We start from the raw sequence: 24005 nt of genomic DNA, 5'->3' as shown, positions 1-24005 counted from the left end.
AGCTGTTTTAATAAGAGCGTTCTGATTGTGAAATATGATATGGTACGCTATTAAATTTGAGCATTTTATAAAGCTCCGCCATTTCGCTTACAAAGCAATTATTTTAAATAACTGATTATCAGCAATTGAATTATTTCACCCTTTTACGGTAATCTTTTCATTCAATTTTAACAAATATTGCCAAAATATTAATAATCTCAATCCATATCCGGGTGTTGATACATAAATGTAAAATAGTGTGAAAGAGCGAGAAATTTTGAAAACGGTTACTCCACCAGTAACTTTGAATATAAATTGCCAGATGAGGATTTGGCATTAATTATATATATACCCTTGCTTAATTTATTATAAAAGGTTACAAAAGTGGATGCCATACCCTGGTCATCAGTAATAAATTTCTGAGTTTGAAGCAATCTTCCTGACATGTTAGTTATTGATAATAAAACACTTTCATGTTTGGCATAATTGCTTGCACTTAAATAAAAAGTACTCCCTGAATTTGGGTTAGGGAAAACAGTGATCTTCTTTTTGCTGCCTTTTTCAATGAAACTTTCATTAGTAAGTTCAGATGCAAACAATGATGATGTATTTGTTACCTGGAATAACTCTAAACCAGCAAGTGCAACACGGTTAGCTGTTGGATTAAATTTAATGTTTAAAACACCATCACTTACCGTTGTATTAAAATCTTTTACTAAGGCTGCCCTATAACCAACTTCACTATATATGTCGAAGTTTTGTAATACAAGTTTATTTTCAAGAGTTGTATTAAATATCCTTGAGCCTGCGGTTGTCCAATAATTCTCTACAAAATGCATCCTTACCAGGTAATTGCCGTTTGTAACCGGGATTTCATAACTTGTTTCTGCATTGTCTGTAAGAGCAGAGAGATACGTAACATATAATGAATCAATATCAGTACCAGCCACATTTGAAATTATTGTTTGATGATCTAATCTAACAGAACCTTTTCTGTAAGCCATATCTGATACATATAAATTGTTGCCTATAGTTAAATTAACGTCGGACCCGCCTTTAATTCGTTTAATAACATTGACTGTACTCGTAGTATTATTGGCTATGCCATAAAGAGGGACCCGTAACGGAGATAAAGCATTATTATACTTTACAACTAATGCAGCATTTTTAATGCCCACGCTAGCAGGATTAAATTTTACTGTTAACGTTGTTGTTGCCTGTTCAGCAAGGTTAAATGTTTTTAAAGCACTTACTGTAAATTCTGCAGCATTAGGGCCAACTATTGCAGCACTCTTCAGTTGTATAGGAGAGTCGCCGGTGCCATCCGGATAAGTCTTGCCTTGATTTTTCAAAGTAACAATAAACGAATTTGAAGAGCCTGTAAGGGTTGGTTTAAAATTTATTGCTGTATTTGGAAGTGCTGCCAGTTCTGAATAATGAAGAGAGCCGGAATCAGGCTTTATATTTTCAACATAATAAATATTATCCTGGTAGTCATAATTAGTTGCAGACGTTCCGAGGTAATCACAATCCATAATATATGCATTGGGTACAATGTTTCCGTCTGCACGATATACTTTAAGGAATCTTATCCCTATAAGTCCGTTAAAATTTTTTGTTCTGTCAGAGTATGAGCTTCCTATCTTAAAGCCAACAGCACCGGTGGGAGTAAATGTACCCTGGGCAGGTCCTTTTGTTGTGTTTGTGAACCTTGGCAATACCGACTGGCCATCAAAGTAAGTGTGTGTAAATAAAGTTGTAATGGTTGATGACCCTTTTGCAAAATAAGTAAAAGACTCAACAGCTGAACAACACCCATGATAGGCTGCCATTTGATGAACTGTAACTGGCCTGCTTGGATCAGCTATTACAAAATAAGCTGCATTCACTTCGCTTGAATTTGGCACCCTGGTAGTACCATTTATGTCCCCATCGTCATGCCCATACCCGGTAATGGTAGCAAAACCAAAAGCACTTATAATCTGTTGTGCATAAGGCTCATTAGTGCTTTCGCCGGCGGCTTGCCAAATTCCGGAAAGCGTGACTTTTTTAACAGGATTAATACTATCGTTACTAACTATTGTTAATGTGTCGTTAAATACCTTTAATCTTGTTGCAGCATTTCTTGCTATAAATTGTATTGTTACATCTGCAAAGGCCGCAGGAACTATACCTACCGGCATTTTACCTGTAGTATCTGAATTTACAGAAACAATTTTCCATGCCAAAGAATTAGATAGCGTCAAATTGCTTACGGTCAGCTTACCAGTCCCTTTATTGCTTATCCTTAATTTCACTTTGCTATGATTGGCATTATATGCAGTAGTATCAGGGCTTGTTCTTCTCCATGGTATTTGAATAAAGGAAAAAACAAGATGATCATTGGCAGGAAAAGCATCAGGGTTGTTCAATACCATCATTGCTCCTGTTGTTTGAGACACAGTAAACGTATAGGCATTGGTAATTTTTTGGTTGTTATTAGCGTCTGCTGCCTTTACTTTTATGCTATAATTGCCTGCCGTACTAATAACAAAGGGTTTTGTATAATTAATATATGTGCCATTGTTTATTGAATATTGCAGTGATGTAAGTCCTGATCCTCCTAAATCATTAGCTGTAATAAAAACTTGTGCCTGATCATTATATACACCCGGAGATTTAAGCGCACCTACCAATCGTAAACTTGCTGTAGGTGGTTGAGTATCGGCAACTGTGGTGGCGGGAGTGAAAGTTAAATAATTCATTTTGGTATTTATCCCCCCCGTAGCATCAATTGTTAATTTGCCATCACTAACCTGAACAGTTGCTATACCGGATCTATGCTTGTTGCTTGATGACGGTCTAAAATCGCTAATTGTTGGTAAACCCTCCACATTTAGCTGGTGATCACTGTCGTAATACCCATCATCACCTGCACTCACTGTTACTGTATATTTTCCATTTGGTACTGAGTATTCCCAGGTTCCGGGATGTTGATTATTTGTATTAGCTTGCATTGCAACCAAAGAACGCAACTTTGCATCAGTTGTACCTGTTCTAATGCGCATATTGGCCTCTAAACTTACCGGTTGTTTGGTAACCGGGTCTATCCAACCAAACTTTCTCGTTGAATCATATGGCAGCCCTGTATCCCCAATAAAACCTGCTGGCACAGGATTGCCTCCAGGCAAAAAATCAATATTTGTTGAAGCCGCAACAGGCATACTGATTACTGAAAAGTCATCAAAATTATACGTAAGAGCTGTTAAAGCGTTACGATGCGTTGCAAAAATGCTTGCAAAAATAGCTCCGGTAGCATTAAATGTTAAATTGAATGGCAAACTAACTAACAATGATGAACAAGGCAGCGTACTTATAGGGCTGCAAGGGTCAGCCAACATCGTATTATGGTGAATGAATGGTTTGTTGCTTTCATTTTTACTTGTACCAAAACCAGCAATGCAGTAAGCATGCCTGCAAAACAGGCATAAAAACGCCAGAATAAAACAGATTTTGTGAAGGTTTAAGATACCAAATGCCGGGTAATTAATTTTTTTCATGATAGTGAGTTGAATTTGTAAGTGATTAATTCAGATAGGTCATTTAAGGACGCCATGAAAACAATGGCATCTATAATTCTTTTTCAAGAAGGAATTCCTAATATTCTTAAGGATGGGTTAATTTGAGGGAAGGGCTGTAGTTTTTAGTAAAATTGTCTTATTAGCCTTTTCATTAACTTTTAAAAGTGTGATCTGTGAAGTCAAATTTGGATTCTCATTCCAGTTGAATTCACTTATATACAAATTCCCATTGGTAACATCCTCTACTATGTCAAGAGGATTTGCAAAACCGGTCATTCCTTCCAAGCCATAATTACTTAATCCGGTAGCCGATTTAGTTATATCATACAAATGGTCATCTTTAGTAAATTGAATACTTTTTTCCTTATCCATTGATCCTGGCTCCAAAATCATAATATCACCTCCGCCACTAAATCTGCAAACCAGTAGCTTGCCCTTTAAAGCCCCTCCAAATGCATTGCTCCTATATTCAATAACACCATTTGGTGATTTGTTAAAGCCAAAGTCAAAAGCTGCGCCGCGATAGTTACCATCAGGTTTAGTATTTAGTGAATACCCTGGATTATCTATGGAACCCCGGTTTATAACATATTCCCCTCTGAGCGGATTTGGATGACCATAATATCCTGCCGGTTTATTGGGATTTATTCTAAACAGCCAGTCATGCTGAACCGGAACATTTTCTGTAGATGGCACATCGGGGCCATTATAAAATGTACCGTTTGGCCTAAGGGTGCCTTTGACCGAAGCCGGTGAATTCCCTCCCCCGCCTGATCCGTTTGCCGGAACGTATAATTGGCCATTACTATGCCAAACCAGATCGTAGGCATTGCGGATCCCGGATGCATAAATAGTTAGCGGGGAGTTAATGCTATAAGGATTATAGGTGCCATCTGGTAATTCTAATTCTACCTTTGAAGCTTTATTTATTAAATTTTGTTTGGCGGTTGTTCGCGCGTTTAATGGGAGCTTAACTTTACTAAGTTTATGAAGATCAAGTCGTAATATAGCACCAGCTAAAAGGGTTTCATCTCTTTGCCATCCTTTATCATACTTCCCCGCCGAACTATTGCTTCCCTGGCATATGTAAAGAGCACTATCTGGTCCAAAGGCCATGCTATTAACCATATGGTCTCTTGTTGATCTTGGAAGTTTAGTAATAACAAGTTGTTCGTTTTGCAGGTTAGCCCCGCTTAACCTGCAAACATTCCCATCAAACATTGGTGCTGATGTTAATCCGGAAGAAGAAAAGGATACCCAGGCAATCAAATTATCAGCCTTTGAATTTATATCAAATGTTAAACCTATTGCAGTTGTTTCTCCATGATTTTTTACAAGCGTGTTTATAACCTTTAAGTTATTAAGCATGCCACTACTATGATTAACATCATATCTTTCAATACTGCCATCTATTTTGAGTGCATAAAACCTGCCATCAGGACCGAATGTTAAGGAAGTATATTTTTTGTTTTGTGTTCCGGGCACCGAGATTTTATTAAAAGAAGCATTGATAAAATTACCTGAATCAATTGGAACGGTGGTAGTTGAAAATGTGCTTTCAAATGGCATTAAAGCAGATCCGCTATATGACTTTACTCCACCTGTTATAACAAACTTATAGAGAGTATTAGGCTCCAGCGGCTTTAATGTAGTAAAACTTATAGCATCACCACCACCAGTACCCTGCACATTTCCCTGGACTTCTAAACTTTCGTCATTACTGATCTTTAATAATTTAACCGTTTCACTGGTAATGGTAGCATTGTTAATTCCACCCTTAAATCCTTTTACCATTGGCACAAACAGATTATTGGCGGCAATGGTTGTGTTATTTGCTGCTTTTGAACCATTAATTGGAATTGATGAAATAACATATGGGCGGTTGTGATCTACAACTCTTAATTCAAAACTTATTGATGCACTGTTATATCCTTCTGAAGAAGCCTGAATAGTTGCAGTGTATTTGCCAACAGGCAATTTTTTTGCGCCTGAATAATCAAAATTCAATAGTGAATCATTACCCGGTATTTTAGGTGACATTTTTAGCCAATGTTTTACCGGTCCGCTGCATGTTGAGGTTACATTGTATACAATTTTATTTTTCAAAGAATTATAAAGATTTATACTAAATGTTTTGTCGCTTGCAATATTGCTCTCGACCAACAAATTTTGCGTGCTTGCAGATAAGTATAAATAAGGCGCAATACTTACCGGCTCTATTTCAACATAGCAAATTTTTGTATTTTCACCTCCATCTGCATTAATTGTTAAAAAACCATCATTTACATTTACTGTTACAGCGGCAGTTTTAAATCTACCGGGACTGCGTATTTTACCCATAGGCACAAAATCAGAGATTGCCTTTACACCTTCAACATTTATGCAATCCTTCTCCCGGGCCTTAGTTATCTCGCCGTCACCTACAGCAACACTTACTTTGTAAACACCATTTAGTAACTTAATCTCCCAATACCCTTCAATTTTTTTTCCGTTGAACATGCCGTACAAAAAACTGTTTATGTTATTAGCCTGCATATGCACAAATGTGGAAAGCAAAACATCTTCCGGTTCATTTCTTGCCCTGCCATTTCCACTCAAATCAACCACTTTACCAGTTGAACGCTCTTTCCAACCATACATAAGCTGTGAGCCTTCATAGGTACCTGGCTTATTTCCAAAAGCTGCCCCTGTATCTTTTAGCCATCCCGGAGGAGGCACGGTTTTTTCATCCTGGAAATTTATTTTTACAGCTCCTATTATGGGTTCTTCAGCAAGGCTAAGTATTGTTATAGGCGGTTTTTCTTTGTAATTATGAATGGCAGGCCCGATAATTGTATCATATTTACTGGCAAATAAAAAAATCAGAAAAATAAATAAAGTAAAAACTATATAAAATTTAAGATGTCTGATTTTAAAAAAAGTACCCATTTATTTAAATTAAGCTGCTACTAAATCTATGAATTTATTAATTCATATTGTTTACTATTACTTTTGCGTATTTGAATCCGGTAGAATATACGGCCCGGATTATAAAAAATTTATTTTCAATAATATTTTTAATTTCAAACTGTATATTAATTTCGCCCTGAATGTTTGCTTGTGTTGCTATAGTTTCAATTCTTTTACCCGTCATATCAAATAAATATACGCTTACGTCCTCTTTTGCTTTGAAATTCTTTAAACTAACGTAAATCTTTCCAGCAGTATTAGGATTTGGATAAACCTTTAAAATCCTACCATCGTCTTTTGGAAGTTTAACAATTCTTTTTTGATCTTCATTTTTAATTATTATTGAATCAACATGTGCAGAATTATCAATATCAACTGTTTTTATTGTATCATCTATGCTGATAACTCTTAGTTTGGCATTTAGCGCTTCTTTTAATGATGATTTTGTATAAACCTTAAAAGTTAAGGATCTGTTTTTATTTAAAACTAATGGCATTTTGCCAGATGGAAGCTGAATATCAGCTATTTTAAATTTTGAAGCGTCATTTCCATAAAGGCTGATATCTTTAACTTTTAATATGCCATCTCCTTTATTGCTTATCGTTACCTGGTATTCTTTGTCTTCGTAATCATTTGCCAAGGCTTGCGGGATAGCTGTAAGGGCAAGTACAGACATTGGCTGGCTAGCGGTTGTGACCTTTAAAAGTGTAATTTGTGATGTTAAATTTGGATTATTATTCCAGTTAAATTCATTTATATACAGATTACCATTTACAACATCTTCAACAATATCAAGAGGATTGCCAAAGCCGGACATTCCCACTAAGCCACTATTACCTGAACCGGTATTTACTTTAACAATATCATAAATATGATCATCATTTCCTACGTAAGTTGTTTTGACTAATGAGCCAGGTTCCATAACAATAATGTCTCCGCCACCACTAAATCTGCATATGAGCAATTTTCCTTTTAAAGCGCCATTGAAAGTGTTGCTTTTATATTCTAAAGCACCATCCGGCGAATTATTTAATCCGAAATTATAAGCCGGCCGATAATTTGGGTCAGATACTATTGAAGGTGGATACAATGGATTATCGATATATCCCCTATTTATAACATATTCTCCTCTTAACGGATTAGGGTGCCCATAAAAGCCTACGGGCATAGCTGGGTTAACCCTAAATAACCAATCACTTTGCACTTTTACACCTGTAGTGGCTGGGATCGACGGGCCCTGATAAAAAGTCCCGTTAGGTCTGCGTGTACCATTAACGGATGCCGGAGAATTACCACCGCCCCCTGATCCATTAGTTGGCAGATATAGCTGCCCATTGCTATGCCACACCATATCAAAAGCATTACGAACACCAGACGCATATATTGTTAATGGTGAAGCGCTTCCATAAGGATTGTAGGTACCATCACTCATTACTGCTAAATTAGATGGTGCACTATTAATAACACTTAAGTTTGCTGTTGTTTGTACATTTAAAGGCAAGGCAAAAGAGTTCAGTTTATTCAAACTCAGGCGTAAAATAGTGCCTGATAGTAATGTTTCGCTTCTTTGCCAGTCGTTATCGTATAAACCTGCGGAACTATTGCTACCCTGGCATATGTAAAGAGCATTATCGGGTCCAAAAGCCAGGCCGTTAACCATGTGATCGCGTGTAGATCGCGGAAGCTTTGTAATGATCAATTGTTCGTTTTGTAAACTGTCGCCCTGTAAACGGGAAATATTACCGTCAAATGATGGCGCTGCTGTAAGGCCGGCCGAAGAATGTGAAACCCATATTATAACATTAGAAGGAGTTGATTGAGGGTCAAAAGTTAGACCAATGGCCGTGCGCCCACCGTATTTATTTACAAGCGTCTTTATTGTCTTATCCATAGTAAGACTTCCGTTAGTGTGATTAATCAGGTATCGTTCAATTGTTCCGTCAATCCTTAAAGCATAAAATTTGCCATCAGGTCCTATGGCTAAAGACGTGTATTTTTTATTTTGAGTACCAGCAACAGGAATTTTGGTAAATTGTGCATTAAGAATGTTTGTTGAATCCGGGTTAGCTGCTGCCGTGGTAAAGATGGCTTCATAAGGTGCAAAGGCGGCTCCGGGATATGATTTAACAAGAGATGTAACCACAAATTTGTACCTTGAGTTAGGCATTAAAGCTGATGAAGGAGAAATACTTATTGCATCCCCCCCGCCGGTTCCCTGTACCACTCCCGGCACCAATACTGAAGAGGTATCAACTAATTGATATAACCGAACGCTTGAGGATGTAATAGTAGAATTATCAACCCCGCCCGGGTAGCCTGCTACCACAGGAATATGAAGATTATTTGCAGCTATACTTACAGTGTTCACCGGAACATTTACAGCACCATTTAAAGGAGATGATGAAACTACATAAGGCCTAAGGCTATCTACTACAGCTACTTGTACAGCAAAAGTTGCACTGGTAAATTGAGAGCTTGTTGCTGAAACCGTAGCTCTGTAAATTCCAACCGGCAAATTCTTTGCTGCCGTATAATTAAAATTCACAATTGGTTGCTTTCCTGTTTGTGTACTGTTAAAGTTCAGCCAGTCTTTAAGTTTATCATAACTAACCGTTAATTTATATGTTGTAGCGGAATTGTTTGAAGAACCCAATGTTACAGGGAACGACCTGGTTTGGGGTGTACCTGCGTTAATAATTAAATCCTGGTTACTTTTTCCCCAAAATAAATAAGGGCTTATTGATACCGGGGTAATACTAACAAAATTAATTTTTGTATTAGTCCCCCCGTCAGCATTAATTGTCATGTGCTCGTCAGACACAGTGACCCTTGATGTGGCCGATTTAAAACGGCCTATTGAGCCTTGTTTTCCGATTGGTACAAAATGACTTATCGCATTTACAGCCTCAATATTGATGGAGTGACTTTCCGGTGAAGATCCTACAAAGCCATCACCTACTGATACGGTAGCATCATATGTGCCGTTTGGAACTTTAATGTCCCAATAGGATTCAACTTTTATACCATTAAATGTGCCACTAATACTATTGGCTTGCATACAAATTAAGGTGGCCAACAATAAGTCTTCCGGATAACCTCTATTCCTGCCATTTCCTGTAATATTTATTAATGTTCCATCTGACCTTCTTTTCCATCCAAATTCAAATCCATTACCCTGGTTCAAACCTGTTCGTAATCCATAAGCTTGCCCGTAATCTCTTAGGTAGTTTAATGGAGGTATAGTAGGGAGATCCTGAAAATTCACGTTAACAGTTTGCGGCTTCAGTGCATTGATAACATTAAAATTTATAAGTAATACGGCAGACTGATAACCAGTTGCAGCGCAAGTTAACAATGCCTGGTAATTACCTACACTTGTGGTTGAATCAATCAGTTGTGAATTAAAAACTAAGGTATCATTTGGTGGCTGTGGTAAATGAAGCCAGGCGGCATTTGTTTTAGAAAAGGAAAATGTGGGTGGTAAAGCTACATTTGATGTTAAATAAATTGATTGTGGAAGTATTTTCCCTCCTTTTATAACAGTTAAATTCAAAGTGCTTTTTGAAAAAGAAAGTATCTTTGTAACAGATGCAACATCCGACATTTGAAAATCATCGAAGTTATAAGTAACGGCTGTTGTTGCATTACGATGTGTAGCAAATATGCCGGCATAGGCTACATTATCAGTTAAATGAGTTCCGGCAATATTAAGGCTCCGGATTGAATAAGCGGCTCCTGTACTGATATAATTTATACCATCAGTTGAATAAAAACCTTCTGCAGTTTTTGCCACTGAATCTATCACCAGGCGCAATCGTACAGTTTTAGTATTTAGATTACTTATTAGAGCCGTAATACGCTGATCCGGATTGGCATTCCCGGTTACGGAACTTGTTGCATCATTAACCTCTTTTCTTAACTCAACTTTACTACCAATAATATCTAATTTAATATAGGTTTTATCATTTAAACCATACCAGATACCTGCCTGCTGCGATAATGTGCCATTAAATGGGTTAATTACTTTCACCTCAATTTGCAGCTTTTTAGCAGTGGCTATTTTTACGCCCAATACATTAAGCTGATTATTATTAGTCAAAATATCTACTCCTTTATTTGTTACCAGGTGTAATTGTCCGCCTGTTATTGCAATCTTTGACGGTTCATAACCCGGCACCAGTGCGTTCGAGGGCAGACCATCTTCTGATAAGCGTGTTCCGGAATACTTATTTACAGTTGTAAAACCTGTGCCTTGTCCAAACTTATCAACTATACTTCCCGGTATAGCTGTATTGAAAGATAAACTATATGGCAAGCTTACCTGTATTGCACTACACGGCAGCGTACTTATATGATTGCAAGTGTCCTGTTTAAAATCTGAGGCATTTTTGTTGTTATAATTATAGAGATGGCGGTTACTGCCAAGCGCATAAAAAAATAGAAATAAGAAAATTTGCAGGGTAAAAAATTTAGCCATAAACTTTATGCTTTAATTCATAATCTTTGGGTGATTTTTAACAGCTATACCTGATATTGGAATGCGCAAATATTTTAAACCTTTGGGCTTTGAATAACCTTTTTGAGATAACAATTAATAATAATCAAACTTTTAGATATGGCTCCGCTTTCTCAGTAACAAATCGGGTCTGTCATGAAGAACGTTTGCATTTCAGATATAACAAGTTTAATTATAATACGGAAATAAAACCGCCCCTGAACGTTTGTTGTGCACAATTTGTGAAAATGTGAGAATTTGCTTTTTCAGAGTGGATTTGAACTATAAATAGTTTAAAAATGCTATTTCACATTATTTCACAAATGTTGTGAAAATCACATTTTTTATTTCACATAATTGCACAAATTCCGACACAACTCTTCACGCATTTGAAATCATTCTTTCATTTATTTTACCTTAGAATAAAAATGTGCTGTTTCATGATAGTTAATAAAGAGTGAGTTTATTTTAAATTAACAGCAGTAAAACATCAAACATTTAACCCTACTGAAACTATGAAAGAAGCTGAGATAAAAAATTGGATGGTTCTTTATACCCGATCGAGATGTGAAAAAAAAGTTGACCGGTTACTAAAAAATCAAAAGATTAATTCTTTTTGTCCACTTGTAAAAACAACCAGGCAATGGGTTGACAGAAATAAAATTATTGAAATCCCGTTATTTCAATCTTACCTATTTGTACACATAAATGCATATGAACGAGCCAGGGTGATGCAAACTTCAGGTGTTATCAATTTTATATCTTATTGTGGCAAGCCAGCAACAATGAAAGATAATGAAATTGAACGCATACGTACAATAGTGAATGAATACACTGACATTAAAACTATTTCTTTAAAAAATATTAACGTTGGAGACATTGTAAAAGTAACAAACGGTCCGCTTTTGAACCACGAAGGGGAAGTTTCAAAAATACAAGGCCGATCAGTTGTGATGATCCTCGACAATATTAATTGTGCATTAACCGTAAAAATAAATCAAAAGCAACTTTCCTTTACGAGTCAGCAGTTATTATCGTCTTCAATTAATTAAAAAAGTAGAATTAATAAGTAATTAGGCTTATAATTTAAATATGGAACTAAATAAGTGAAAACTATGATTCCTTCTTAATAAGTCAACCGCATATTAGTCTTAATTGAATAATTAAAATTAGTTATGGACAAGCATTACGGTCAAATAGTTGAATTAGTTATAAGAAAAAAAGGGTTCAGTATAAGTGAATTGGCCCGTTTAACACATATGAACAGAAGGTCTGTTTATAACTGGTTTAATCAAAAATATTTAAAACAAGAAATAATTTATCAAATAGGAATAATATTAAACCATGATTTTTCAGTTGAATTTCCTGAGTTATTCAGAAAGGAAGACTTCAGTCAAAATCTACCGGGTTTAAACGGTTTTTCAATTTGGGACTCTTCAAATCCCCCATTATGGAAAGATAAGTATATTGAACTTTTGGAAAAATACAACAATCTTTTAAGGAACAGAATTGAGAGTGGACAATGAGTCTGGTCTTAATAAAAATCAACTTTCCTGGTTAGTATGGAAGGTTATATAATTTGCTTAAACAAGTAGGCTTTCCGCAAAATTCAAAAGGACATTTTTTTCTTTATAACTTTATTTACAATTCAGGTTGATTCGCAATAACAATACTCAGTTTAGGTAAGTGTTGCTGTGAAATTTCAAACATAATTAAATGACCTGAATTGATTTTTATTAATCTGCAGCCATTATAAATTTAATTAAGTAAAGTATACACTAGTGTTAAGTCAACAGTATTTAGTCGTAAGTAAGTCAAATTTTGCCTTTTTCTGACTTAGAACTTAAGACTTTTGACTCAGGACTAAACGTCAATTTATATGTGCCACAACACTAGTAGTTACCTTACTTAATTAAAGCAATAAAGTTAATTGACAGCTTAAGGCACAAGTATTGTTGAATGCCAGGGCACCCCGACCTTTTGATTTACTGTATTATGAAAGATTTGTTTCTCTTCCCTACTGTAAACAGCCATGGAAATACTTTGATCTTTATCCGTTGGGGTTATCGTTATATCAAGATCATATTTTGTTTGGTATCTAAAGGAATAGGTTGCTGTGGTTGAGTCAATATCATATGCATTCATTTTGTCTGGAACTCCAAATAATACATGACATTTTCCACCACATGTTACAACTAATTTACCATATCCATAGTAAGAGCTTTGGTCTGCCACGGAATTGTTTTTTTTACACCCCAGACCAGAAAGCAAAATAACTGTATACAATAATAAACAAACTCTTTTTGCATTGTAAGATAATGCCGGGAAAGTACCTACGCTCAAGTTTATAGGTTTGCTCCAATTTAAATTTTTGTTGATTTTTTTCATAGCCATACATTTTATTTATAGTAAAAGTAAAGCATCTAAACAGCAGATATAATGTTTGAAAGAAAGTGTATATCATATTGAGAAAATATGTAAATATTTGATAATATATAATATTATCTTCCAAAGCATAAAGCTCTGTAAATTCTTCTACGTTGAAAGTTATTTAAGAGAGAGAAGAATTTTATGGCAATGTTTCAACCTGGGATTAAACTTACTGAAACCAGCCAATGTGAGAACGATATTGTACGTTTTATGGGGATTTTAATACAAAATTTTTCTCGTTTTATAATGTAAATTTGCCCCGTAAGCCTATAAATAAAATTTCATAATTTACAAATTAAATTATTTGCCAATAAAATACGCTGGGTCAATACTGGCTTATTTTATATTGATTTGGAGTTTTTTATGCAACTCCGGACTTCTTATAAATCACTTAAATAATATTTATAAAATACTTGCCGATTTTCTTTTTCGAATTACATAATTATAAAACCCGTTAAAAAATTAATATAATAATTATCAGTAAATTGATTTTTAATTAAATAATTGTAATTTAGTTATAATAAATTTATATTATATGTGTCAACTTTTGCCACAAATAGGCGCTTTCTTAACTTAATACATTTTACAAATGAGAAATACTTTTATAGTTTCAATTAATAATTTAATTAAATACCATGGACAAACATTACGGTCAGATTGTTGAATATAGGGTACGAAAAAATGGTTATTGTATTAGTGACCTGGCAAGGGCCACAAATGTAAACAGAAGATCTATTTACAACTGGTTTAATCAAAAGCATTTAAAAAATGAAGTAATATATAAAATTGGGTGTATAATAAGACATGATTTCTCACAGGAATTTCCCGAAATCTTTAAAAGTGAGGATTTTAAAATCATTCATCAGGTGCCTGATTCACAAGTTAGCTATATTGCGAAATATAGTTCAAAAGAAAATGAAATTTGGAAAAACAAATACCTTCAACTACTAGAAACATTTAATGAAATGATCACAAGATAAAGCCAGATCTACAGTTTTAAAACTTTGATCTGAACTGTCACTTTCAAACCTTAATCTTAAGAATCCTGGCAGGATACAGGACTTCCCAATCTTTCTTTACTACCTTTTGCAGCTAAACAACGTTGCTGAGCACTTTGTAAAAATCACATAATCCTGCAGATCACACCGGGATCAATTGCCCTGGTTTATTATTTCCGGTTATCTATTAGTAATATAATTTATCAGTTACTTTAAAATTTCAAGGTAGCTGGTAAGTATTTGGCAACGAGATCTTCATAATATGGCCGTAATTTATTCCAATCAGGAGGCACAGAACTTTTTGAGTAAAGATCATAGGGATTAAATTGTGCCACCGATTTAAATAAACGATGGTCGTGCGGCGTCATTAGATGGCTATAAGCGTTTTCCCTGTGTTGCGGGTAAAAGGAATGATACCGGAGCATATATAGCGCCTGCTCGGGAAGATAAGGTTTCATTAAATGATAAATATATTCGTCATGGCCCCAGGTCATGTGCACATTTTCCAAGCCGCAGTTCGGTTCATAAACACCATACTTAGTATTATAACGAGGGTCATCGTTGTCTTTGTTGTCTTTAAAATATTCAGGAAAAACAATTTTGTCCGAGAAAGCGCAACCTACAGGGTAACTATCGCCTACAACTGCCCATTGTGGTTCACCAAATAAACAAAGAACTTTCCCTAAATCATGAAACAGGCCTGTAAGTACCATCCAGTCCGGATGCCCATCAGCACGAATAGCTTCTGAAGTTTGCAGCAAATGCTGAAGCTGATCCAGATCAGTATCAGGATCGGAATCGTCAACCAGTTGATTTAAAAAATCAAATGCTTCCCATATTGACATTTCCTTTTTGTCAAACTTTAAATATTGCTCCTTTTTTTGAAGAACAAAATCATAAGTTTGATTGATGTGCTGTAAACGATAAAATTCCCTTACTGTATCTTTAAGTGTAGTTTCATAATTACGAAAGGCTGCTGTATCCCGTCCAGCCGCAATTGTTTCCGCATCAGGATAACGAATCAAAAGATCTTCTTCCCATTCTTCAATAGATGCCAACGGATTCTGATCCTGTGTATGAATGATCTTGCTCATGATAATTAAATTAAAAGAATAATTGGTAATAATTCTTAAGGCTTTGAATCAAATTTCCTGATTTAAAAAGTTACTTTTTGTAAAAGGGTTGAATTTATTTACTTAATCGTTTAAGTAAATAACAAGGTTAAAAAGATAAAATAGTGAATTATTCAGTCGCGTTTTTTATATTGCTTCGCCAGTTTAAACGCTCTTGGTTTTATCGCAAAGTGAATTTTTAAATTTCCAGATACCTGAATTACTATAAATAAAGATGGAAGACAACACTGATGATAAAAAGATCAATATGAAAGCACTTGCTAAAGTGCTGAATCTGTCAACTGCCACAATCTCTAAAGCATTAAGAGACAGCTATGATATCAGTGATCAAACTAAATCCAGGGTTAAAGAGGCTGCCAGCCGGTTAAATTATGTTACTAATCCACACGCAAGCAGTCTGAGAAAACACCTCAGCAATACCATAGCTATAGTGATTCCTGAAATAGCTGACAGTTTTTTCAGTCAGGTTATTAATGGCATCGAAAGTATCGCAGGCAAAGAAAAATATCACTTCCTGATTTATCTGACGCATGATAGTTATGAACGTGAAGTAAGTATTCTTAACGAATTTACAAGCGGCCGGGTAGATGGCATACTTATATCCGTCGCAAGCAATACCAGTGATACCGCTCATATCAGCAAATTGCAGCAGGCTGGTATGCCAATAGTTTTTTTTGACCGGGATTGCGCCCAGCTTTCTGCTGCGAGTGTTACAACAGATGATTTCAATAGTGCTTATATTGCCGCAAGCCACATGATTGCGCAGGGATGTAAAAATATCTCACTGATAACGGTTCAGGGATATGTTTCTATCTTCTCTTCAAGAGAAGAAGGCTACAAGAAAGCGTTGTCAGACATGGCAATTACCAGCGATGGCTCAAATTTAATTTACTGTGTAAATAAGTATACTGATGAAAATATTGCCCTGATCAGGGATCACCTGATCTCTGCCCGGCCGGATGGCCTTTTGTTAACTGTTGAGCACCTGGCAACCTCAGCTTATCTCGCATGTCATGAAATCAAACTCCGCATACCAAATGACATAAAGATTGCTTGTTTTACTAACCAGATCACGGCTCCGGTTTTAAACCCTCCTCTTACAACCATTTTACAGCCAGCTTATGAAATGGGGCAAAAAGCCGGTGCACTGCTTTTTGAGTATTTATCACATAATTATATCAAGCTGGAAGAAGAGCATATCATTATACCGTCCAAACTTGTTATAAGGGAATCTACCACGGGATGAGAGAGAACTTTATATAATTATGCAGTTACTAATACCCGTTTAATTGATTTTAATTTTGAATAATATAGCATCAGCGCCTGCCAAATTTATCTGAGCTGAATCATTAAGGGATATCTTATTTCCCTGCAATAATTCAACACCCTTATATAAATGGTGAGGAGATAATCCAATCCGCTTTGTGTCGATTATAAAGGTTTTGGGATCTGCATCATAATTAAAAACAGCCAGGTACAGGTATGCTCCTATCCGCCGGCTAAATATATTTGATGCGCCTTTACCAACGTTCCCATCTGCGGGCTTAAATGCTTTTCCGTTTCCAATAATTTTAAGTAGTTCTTTATTTTGATACCATTGCCTTGCACGTACTGACCACGGGCCATGTTCTGAAAAATCATCCCCGGTAATAAATGTTCCGGTAACTATAGATGATAACATACGCGCCCGGTTTTCACCTTCTGACTGATGATCTAAAACAACGTGATCTGCATCAATGTAGTTGTACAACCAGGTTTGCCACCATCCATAAGTAACACTATTCAGCGTGTATTTGGTATGAGCTATGGTTTGGAAGGCATCACATGCAATGCGCCGTGAATGTACATATCTTCCGGTTGCCAGGCTTGGTGAAATAGCAGCATATATCAGCATTTGACCGTCGAGTTGCTTAACCAGATATTCCATTCCCTTACGGTAGGCCTGCATCCCTGTAGTTACAGTAGTATCATAAAATTTATTTGCTTCTATTGCAGCATGGCCCAAAAAATCAATTTTGATCATTTTAAATCCGCAGGCCTTTAAATGGCCTATAAAATAATCGATGCGTTGCTGCGTACCGGGATGGGTAGGATCCAATGCTCTTGCTCCGTCAATATCATGATAACCATTACCAACCCTGGCCCATAAGTCTCCATATTTGTAATTGCTGCCTTCAACCTTCCTATCCGGGCCGGCCTTATGCCCCCAATCGGTAAAAGGCGCCCAATAAACGCCGGGCTGCAGCCCTTTTGATTTACAGTAATCAGCAAACTGCTTTAATTTACTGTAATCACCGTTTTTCACCATTTTGTCCCAATAGGAGTCGAGGTCAATATAGGCTGTATTACCTGTACGAAGGGAAGCTAAACTATCGGCGAAGAAATCTGCAACCTTTACAGCTTTTTCATAGGTTATTTTTTCTTGCATAACTCCCCAACTGTTCCAGCCAACCGGTGCAGGCTTTGTCCAGTTAAAAACAAACGGCGGATCAGCGATACGGTTAGCTTTGCCATATTCTTCCATGCCTTCTCTCCAGTCAGAAAAATAACCTATAAATATTTTTGGTGATTTAAGATATTTGCCGGTAATTACTCCATGTGCTATTTCATCCCTTGTAACATTTACTGCAGCATATCCGCCCCAAACTTCAATTTCATTAGCCTTTATGTTTGATGCTGTCCTGATGCCTGTTTTCCAGGTGCCATGCTCTACCGATCCGGCAATAATTCCATTCCGGTTCACGTTATCAAATACAGCCCCAACCTCTGCGCTGGTATCAATGCCCGAAGCAGTAAAGGGCCTTGCGTCATAACTTATAAAAGTATCATTATCAAAAGGAGCTATTAATGATCTCACATCACCCTTAACCGGCATAAAACTTCCTGTTAAAGGAGCCATATAATTGCTCCTTAAGCCAGTTCCGTTTAATTCTTCTTCCATAAGCAAAAATGCCCTGCCCGGGTAAACATAAAATACCTGTTTCATAACGGGCAGGCCTTCTCCTGCTGAAATCACTACATACTTTTGTCCTTTGCCAAAACCGTCCATAATAGCTGTATGACTATAGGTTCTTTCGGTATAATCTCTTGATGATATTGATCTGTTATTTACCCTGGCCGAAGAATATGCGTTGTAAATTACAATTTTGTTATCCTTGTAAATACTGAAGGTGCCGCTTTTCAGATCATACTTAATAACACCCCTAATACCATATTCCATCCGGATGATTTGTTGTGCTGCAGGTTTTTTTGCAAATACAGTTTTAAATTGCAGAACCACTAAAAAAACTATTGCAATAAAACTTAAGAGGCTGTTATACTTACCTGTAATCATTTTATAAATATTATTAAGTTATGCTTTTTCAGCAGTTATAGTTTTTAGTTCCCCGTTTATTTTTAGTCTTACTTTCCGGGGATTAGGAGAACTTATCCTGTAATTTATTATTTTTCCGTCCTTCCATTTAAAATCTACGGTAAAGTTTCCGCGCGCCTTCATACCTTTTATCTCTCCCTTTGCTTTCCATGCATCAGGCATTGCCGGTAGCAGTTCAATAAAGCCTGCATGACTTTGGATCAGCATTTCTGAGATCCCGGCCTCGGCCCCAAAATTGCCGTCAATTTGGAAAGGCGGCCCGGCCGAAAGCAAATTGGGATAAACGCCTCCGCCCGCGCCGTAATTCATATTGGTTTTAAGCGTTGGCGCTGTCATCTCTGTAAACAGCTTATAGGCGCGATTACCGTCGTGCAATCTTGCCCAAAAAAGTTGTTTGTAAGCAATAGACCAACTCGGCCCATCATCGCCGCGCGTATCCAGTGTTTTTTTACAAGCTTCAGCAAGTTCGGGTGTTGATTCGGGTGTAATGAGGGAAGCAGGGTACAGTCCATACAAGTGAGAAACATGCCGGTGATGTACTTCTGTTTCTTTATAATCCTCCAGCCATTCCATTAGTCTGCCGTCTTTGGCAATTTGACCTGGGGGAGGGAGCTGCTTAAGTCTTGAGATCAGCAAATTTCTCAACGAAGCATCTATACCCAATGTTTTTGATGCAGTGATCACATTATTAAATAATTCCCTAAGGATCTGGTTATCAATTGTAGGCCCTTCACAAATGCTTGCTGTTTTGCCGTTAGGCAGATAAAAACTATTTTCGGGCGATGAGGAAGGCGAAGTGACCAGCCAACCCGTTTTACTATTGTGTACCAGCGTGCTGTTATAAAATTGTGCGGATCCTTTTAATATAGGGTAGATCTCTGCCAGGTATTTCTTGTCTATTGTAAAGGCGTAATGTTCCCACAAATTATTGCACAACCAGCCCGAACCTGATTTGGTGATGCCCCACGAGGCGCTTTCGCCGGGTTCAGTAAAGCCCCATACGTTTGTAATTACATGGGCAATCCAGCCATCGGCATTATAATAGGCTTTTGCCGTGCGTTCGCCATTTTTTACCATTCCTTTAACCAAAGCGGTTAATGGCAAATCAAGCTCAGGCAGGTTAGCCACCTCTACCGGCCAGTGATTCATCTGCACATTTATATCCAAATGATAGTCGCCGTTCCATGGTGTTTGTACCTGGTTGGCCCATAAGCCCTGCAAATTTGGAGGCAACAGGCCCACCCTTGTGCTACAAATAGAAAGGTACCGGCCAAACTGGTAAAATAAAACAGGGAACCCGGGATCGGCATCCGGGTTATTATGATAGCTTACCAGGCGCTCATCTGTAGGTATACCGGCTTTATTTTGATTACCTATAGACAAATGCAACCTGTTAAACAATTTATGGTAATGGCTTAAGTGTTGTGCCTTCTCTGCAGCATACGCGGTACGCGTAGCTTTGTATAACGATGATGATACTTTTGCTTGATAATGCGGATTTTTAAAATCAGTACCGGCAGAGATATACAGAATTACTGATGTTGCATTTTTTATCACCAGCATATTATCCTTCACACCTATAGAGCCACCATTTAAAACAGGTTTTACCTGGGCAAGATACTTCATGCCGGGGGCAGTTGTACCACTGGAAAGCTGTCCATACATTTGCAGCATGCCATCCCCCGCTTTAACTAATGCCCTTTCGGGTCGTGAAAGCGAGATTGTAAAATTAAGCTGCCCCGGCCTGTCTGCAGTAAGTTTAACCAGGCTTACATCGTTACCAAAGCTGGTAAAGTACTCGCGGCTATAAGTTACCCCGCCAGATTTATAGGAACAGGTAGCTATTGCATTATTTAAAGATAAAGTTCTTTTATAATTTTCAAGCTTTGTAGTATCAGCCGACTGTCCATTATAGCTGAACTTAAGGGAGAGATTTCCCAATACCTGGTAACATCCGAAAGCCACATTAGCTCCGGTCCCGCTGCCTGATCCGGGCCCTTTACAGATATAATTGGAGTCGACCAAAACTTGCGCGTCATCATTTTTACCCTGTGCAAGTAACTTTCTGAGGCGGGGCAGGCTTTTATAGGCATCATAATTATTTGCATCCTGTGGCGAGCCAGACCAAAGGGTAATATCGTTCAATACAATATTTTCCCGGTTAATGCCCCCATCGGGCATCATGCCTAAACGACCGTTGCCCAATGGCGAAGTTTCTTCCCAATGTATGGCCGGCTTATTATACCATAGCTGTAAATTGCTTTGCTGGCAAATGCCGGCATGATATATAAATGTAAATATTACAGTTAAAAATAATTGCAGTTTTTTATTCATGATGTTAATTTTTATCAGGACAGCTCAGGAATTATATAGATTTTATTCAATGTAATTGGTCGTACTAAATTACTATGCAATATTGTGCTTTAAAATGGATAAATCTTTAATAAAAATGGACTATCCTATTTTTTTATCAATAAACGAGCGGTTTGTTATTATCCGCTTCCAATCAAGGAGTTGTTTAATCATTTTTAAAGAAAGTAACAATGCGGCAGGCATTTCCCTTACTGCTTGGGTTTTTACTATCTACTATTGTTAGTTTTAAGATATGACCTTTGTTGGCCAGACTTCCATCAAGTAAAAGGTACCAGGGCAAATGCAGAAAACTGCTCCATTCCGTATAAAGGTCGATGGTTTTTGATGGCCCCCCATCAATTGAATAGATAACCATCCCGGCATCTGCGCCTGATACTATGGCAATGCCGACCGCCGTTCCCTTAAAAGATAAAGTTAATGAAGCGCCGGGCTGCTCTGCACTTAGTACCGGAACATGTACAAAACCTTCCCTTGTACCGAGGTGATCCTGCGGGCTCCAGTTTTGGGTATATGCCCATTTGCTGTCCCATTTGGCATGTGTGACCGGGTAATAGCTTCCATTAGTGAAACTGAACTTATCCAGTGGTTTTGGCAATGATAGGTTTGGGCTGATCGGCTGTGTGTGCAAGGCATAGTTTTCACAACAGGCCTGCAGCAGGCTTTTGATCGTTTCAAAATAAAGCTCCTGTCCAAACGGAGCGGGGTGCAGGTCCTTAAAATCATCAACCCAGCTAAATTCATTGACCTCTAGTTTATCATATACTTCCTTAGCCAGGTTGATGGAAGGAAAATTATAGTGCCCGGCCACCAATTCATGATTTTTTATTTCTACCGGACTAACCCCTTTACTATAATCCTTGTTTTTATCAGGATCAGCAAACTCCATCATTACGATATCCACCAGTGGGTTGTTTTGTTTGGTATGCCTGATTATCCCTTCCAGGTCCCGTACCTGGGTAATACTATCCGTACCATTAACCCGGTCGTTTACGGCTGCTTCCACAAAAAGCAGGTCGATTTTTCCGGAATCCAACACATCCTTTTGTAAACGGAATACATGAGGCAGGCTGCCTAATGAAGGGATGCCGGCAGCAATAAAATGGAATTCAGTTGCGGGGAAACACTCTTTAAGGTAAGCACAGGTTTTTTCCCGCCAACCGGGATTATAGGTTATTGAACCACCAAGAAAAGCAACCGTTGCTTTCTTTTTATTTAATGCCGCGTCAAAAAAATGGGGCAGTCCATCCCTCGTTGTAAAATAATCGGTATAAGGCAAAACCTTTTTTACCGGGTACGAATTACTGTAAATAAAATCAGCATAAAGCAGGGCGTGTTTAATAGGGAAATGATGCCCGCGCAATTCCTGCGGCCCATCTGTTACCGGGTAAATATTTGCCGGCCCCCCTAACGCAGTGTATCGCTGTACAAACAGGTCCGTATTTTCTGCACGCGGTGCTAATTCATCGTTGATGCCAATAACATTTAAAACCGGCACCTTAAAGCCGGCAAGGCCTTCCAAATGATCCACTGGATTATCGCGGTAATCCATTGCCTGCTGCTCTGTAAAATTATAAACCTGTTTCAATTGTTTCCAGGCGGCTGTATCACCCGGGCCCTTACCTTTGCCACCAGGCCAGCTTTTAAAGTCATAAACAGGCGTTTCGTTATAGATACAGTTTACCTTATCTGGATTTCTTTTTGCCCATGCCATAGTATACAATGCACCCCGGCTTACTCCTTCAAGGCTCACTCGCGGCGCTAATGAAACCTTACCTGTTAAATACGCATAAAACTTATCCCAAACCTGCATAGCCTGCGGACTTCCATACTGGTCATCAACATTAATATATGCAACATAAAAGCCTCTTTTTAGCAATATGCTATCAATTTGGGTGTGCCAGTCGGGGAATGAAGCACGCCAAACCCAGGGATTGCCCGGGAGTGGGTTATCCGGCTTTACATAATAAGCTTTATGATTGTCTATCGTTATAAAAACACGCTTAAAACCCATCCAGGTTTCTGCATCGGGTACAGTGGTTTGTGCACTTAATAAAGCAGGTGCAAGAATTAATAAAGATATCAGAAAACGATTAAACATTAATACAGATTTATTGATTACAAAAAAAGGAGTCAGGCTAAAATAACTCCTTTTTTTGGTATAATTAAAAGTTTGGATTTTGCACCGGTACACCGCCGCTTGGTAGTCCCCTGCACCTGTACCGCAACGCCCGGGAGAGACCCTTAGCATCAAATACCCGGCCCTGGATAATCCCCGTTTGGGCAATACACCAGGTGATATAAAACCATTAATAAGATAGCGAGGCTATAAATAGATCTTTTATTAAATTACCCGGAATAAAAGAAACCGGAGGGCCAGGGCAAAACAAAATAATGTCTTACTGATTGATGAGTAAATCTTTTCATATAGGAGTTTAAATATTGGTTGCCATAAAGTTAGATACAGGGAAAATCCCATGAAATGGATAAATCTTTAATGTAGATGGATTATTCTACGCAAATAATGATCTATTGTACCTTATTTAAAGAAAATTTATAGCGATAAGAATTAAGTATTTTATACTGTTGCTAATAATACTTAATAGCTAAAACATTCAAGATATTCAATTTAGGGACAATTAGCCGGGGAATAAAAGGGAGCAACAGGTAACCACGATTAATTTAATTTTTCACAAGCTGGATTTCAAATTGAAGTAA

General features: G+C 37.5%; 12 protein-coding genes. 4 read left to right on the top strand and 8 right to left on the bottom strand.

Features of this window, described 5'->3' with window-relative positions:
* Positions 1-266: 266 nt before the first annotated feature.
* From JWQ54_RS07030 to JWQ54_RS07020, 3 genes are all read right to left on the bottom strand, one after another.
* Positions 267-3518 (bottom strand): malectin domain-containing carbohydrate-binding protein, encoded by a 3252-nt coding sequence (locus tag JWQ54_RS07030; protein ID WP_299582161.1) that lies wholly within the window; start codon positions 3516-3518, stop codon positions 267-269.
* Between the two features lie 117 nt (positions 3519-3635).
* Entirely contained in the window at positions 3636-6467 is a 2832-nt protein-coding gene (locus tag JWQ54_RS07025; RefSeq protein WP_299582159.1) for an Ig-like domain-containing protein, read from the bottom strand.
* 37 nt (positions 6468-6504) lie between these two features.
* A complete protein-coding gene (locus JWQ54_RS07020) occupies positions 6505-10965 on the bottom strand; it encodes an Ig-like domain-containing protein (RefSeq protein ID WP_299582157.1) in 4461 nt (1486 codons plus the stop codon).
* A 533-nt stretch (positions 10966-11498) separates the two neighbouring features.
* On the opposite strand from JWQ54_RS07020, the gene JWQ54_RS07015 reads away from it, so the two are divergent.
* A complete protein-coding gene (locus JWQ54_RS07015) occupies positions 11499-12035 on the top strand; it encodes a UpxY family transcription antiterminator (RefSeq protein ID WP_299582154.1) in 537 nt (178 codons plus the stop codon).
* 123 nt (positions 12036-12158) lie between these two features.
* Positions 12159-12509 carry a helix-turn-helix transcriptional regulator gene (locus JWQ54_RS07010; RefSeq protein WP_299582151.1) on the top strand — a complete coding sequence of 117 codons (351 nt, stop codon included), beginning with the start codon at positions 12159-12161 and terminating at the stop codon, positions 12507-12509.
* Between the two features lie 412 nt (positions 12510-12921).
* On the opposite strand, the gene JWQ54_RS07005 is transcribed toward JWQ54_RS07010, so the two are convergent.
* A complete protein-coding gene (locus tag JWQ54_RS07005; RefSeq protein ID WP_299582148.1) occupies positions 12922-13371 on the bottom strand; it encodes a hypothetical protein in 450 nt (149 codons plus the stop codon).
* Positions 13372-14048: 677 nt separating this feature from the next.
* Here JWQ54_RS07005 and JWQ54_RS07000 point away from each other — a divergent pair.
* A complete protein-coding gene (locus tag JWQ54_RS07000) occupies positions 14049-14393 on the top strand; it encodes a hypothetical protein (protein ID WP_299582145.1) in 345 nt (114 codons plus the stop codon).
* Positions 14394-14623: 230 nt separating this feature from the next.
* On the opposite strand, the gene JWQ54_RS06995 is transcribed toward JWQ54_RS07000, so the two are convergent.
* A complete protein-coding gene (locus tag JWQ54_RS06995; RefSeq protein ID WP_299582142.1) occupies positions 14624-15505 on the bottom strand; it encodes an inositol oxygenase family protein in 882 nt (293 codons plus the stop codon).
* A 253-nt stretch (positions 15506-15758) separates the two neighbouring features.
* Between JWQ54_RS06995 and JWQ54_RS06990 the strand changes: the two genes are divergently transcribed.
* Positions 15759-16790 carry a LacI family DNA-binding transcriptional regulator gene (locus JWQ54_RS06990; protein WP_299582139.1) on the top strand — a complete coding sequence of 344 codons (1032 nt, stop codon included), beginning with the start codon at positions 15759-15761 and terminating at the stop codon, positions 16788-16790.
* Between the two features lie 39 nt (positions 16791-16829).
* Here JWQ54_RS06990 and JWQ54_RS06985 read toward each other — a convergent pair whose 3' ends face one another.
* From JWQ54_RS06985 to JWQ54_RS06975, 3 genes are all read right to left on the bottom strand, one after another.
* On the bottom strand, positions 16830-18878 hold the full coding sequence (locus JWQ54_RS06985) for an alpha-galactosidase (protein ID WP_299582135.1): 2049 nt from the start codon (positions 18876-18878) through the stop codon (positions 16830-16832).
* A gap of 18 nt (positions 18879-18896) precedes the next feature.
* The gene (locus JWQ54_RS06980) at positions 18897-21251 is read right to left on the bottom strand and encodes a glycoside hydrolase family 95 protein (protein ID WP_299582133.1); all 2355 of its coding nucleotides are present in this window, start codon (positions 21249-21251) and stop codon (positions 18897-18899) included.
* 184 nt (positions 21252-21435) lie between these two features.
* Positions 21436-23388: an SGNH/GDSL hydrolase family protein gene (locus JWQ54_RS06975; RefSeq protein WP_299582130.1), complete on the bottom strand. Its 1953-nt coding sequence runs from the start codon at positions 23386-23388 to the stop codon at positions 21436-21438.
* Positions 23389-24005 lie beyond the last annotated feature (617 nt).

It is taken from the genome of Mucilaginibacter sp. (genome assembly GCF_028288225.1).
Classification (GTDB): Bacteria; Bacteroidota; Bacteroidia; order Sphingobacteriales; family Sphingobacteriaceae; genus Mucilaginibacter.
The sequence above is the reverse complement of the archived record's forward strand: the minus strand, read 5'-3'. Positions and strand labels throughout refer to the sequence as shown.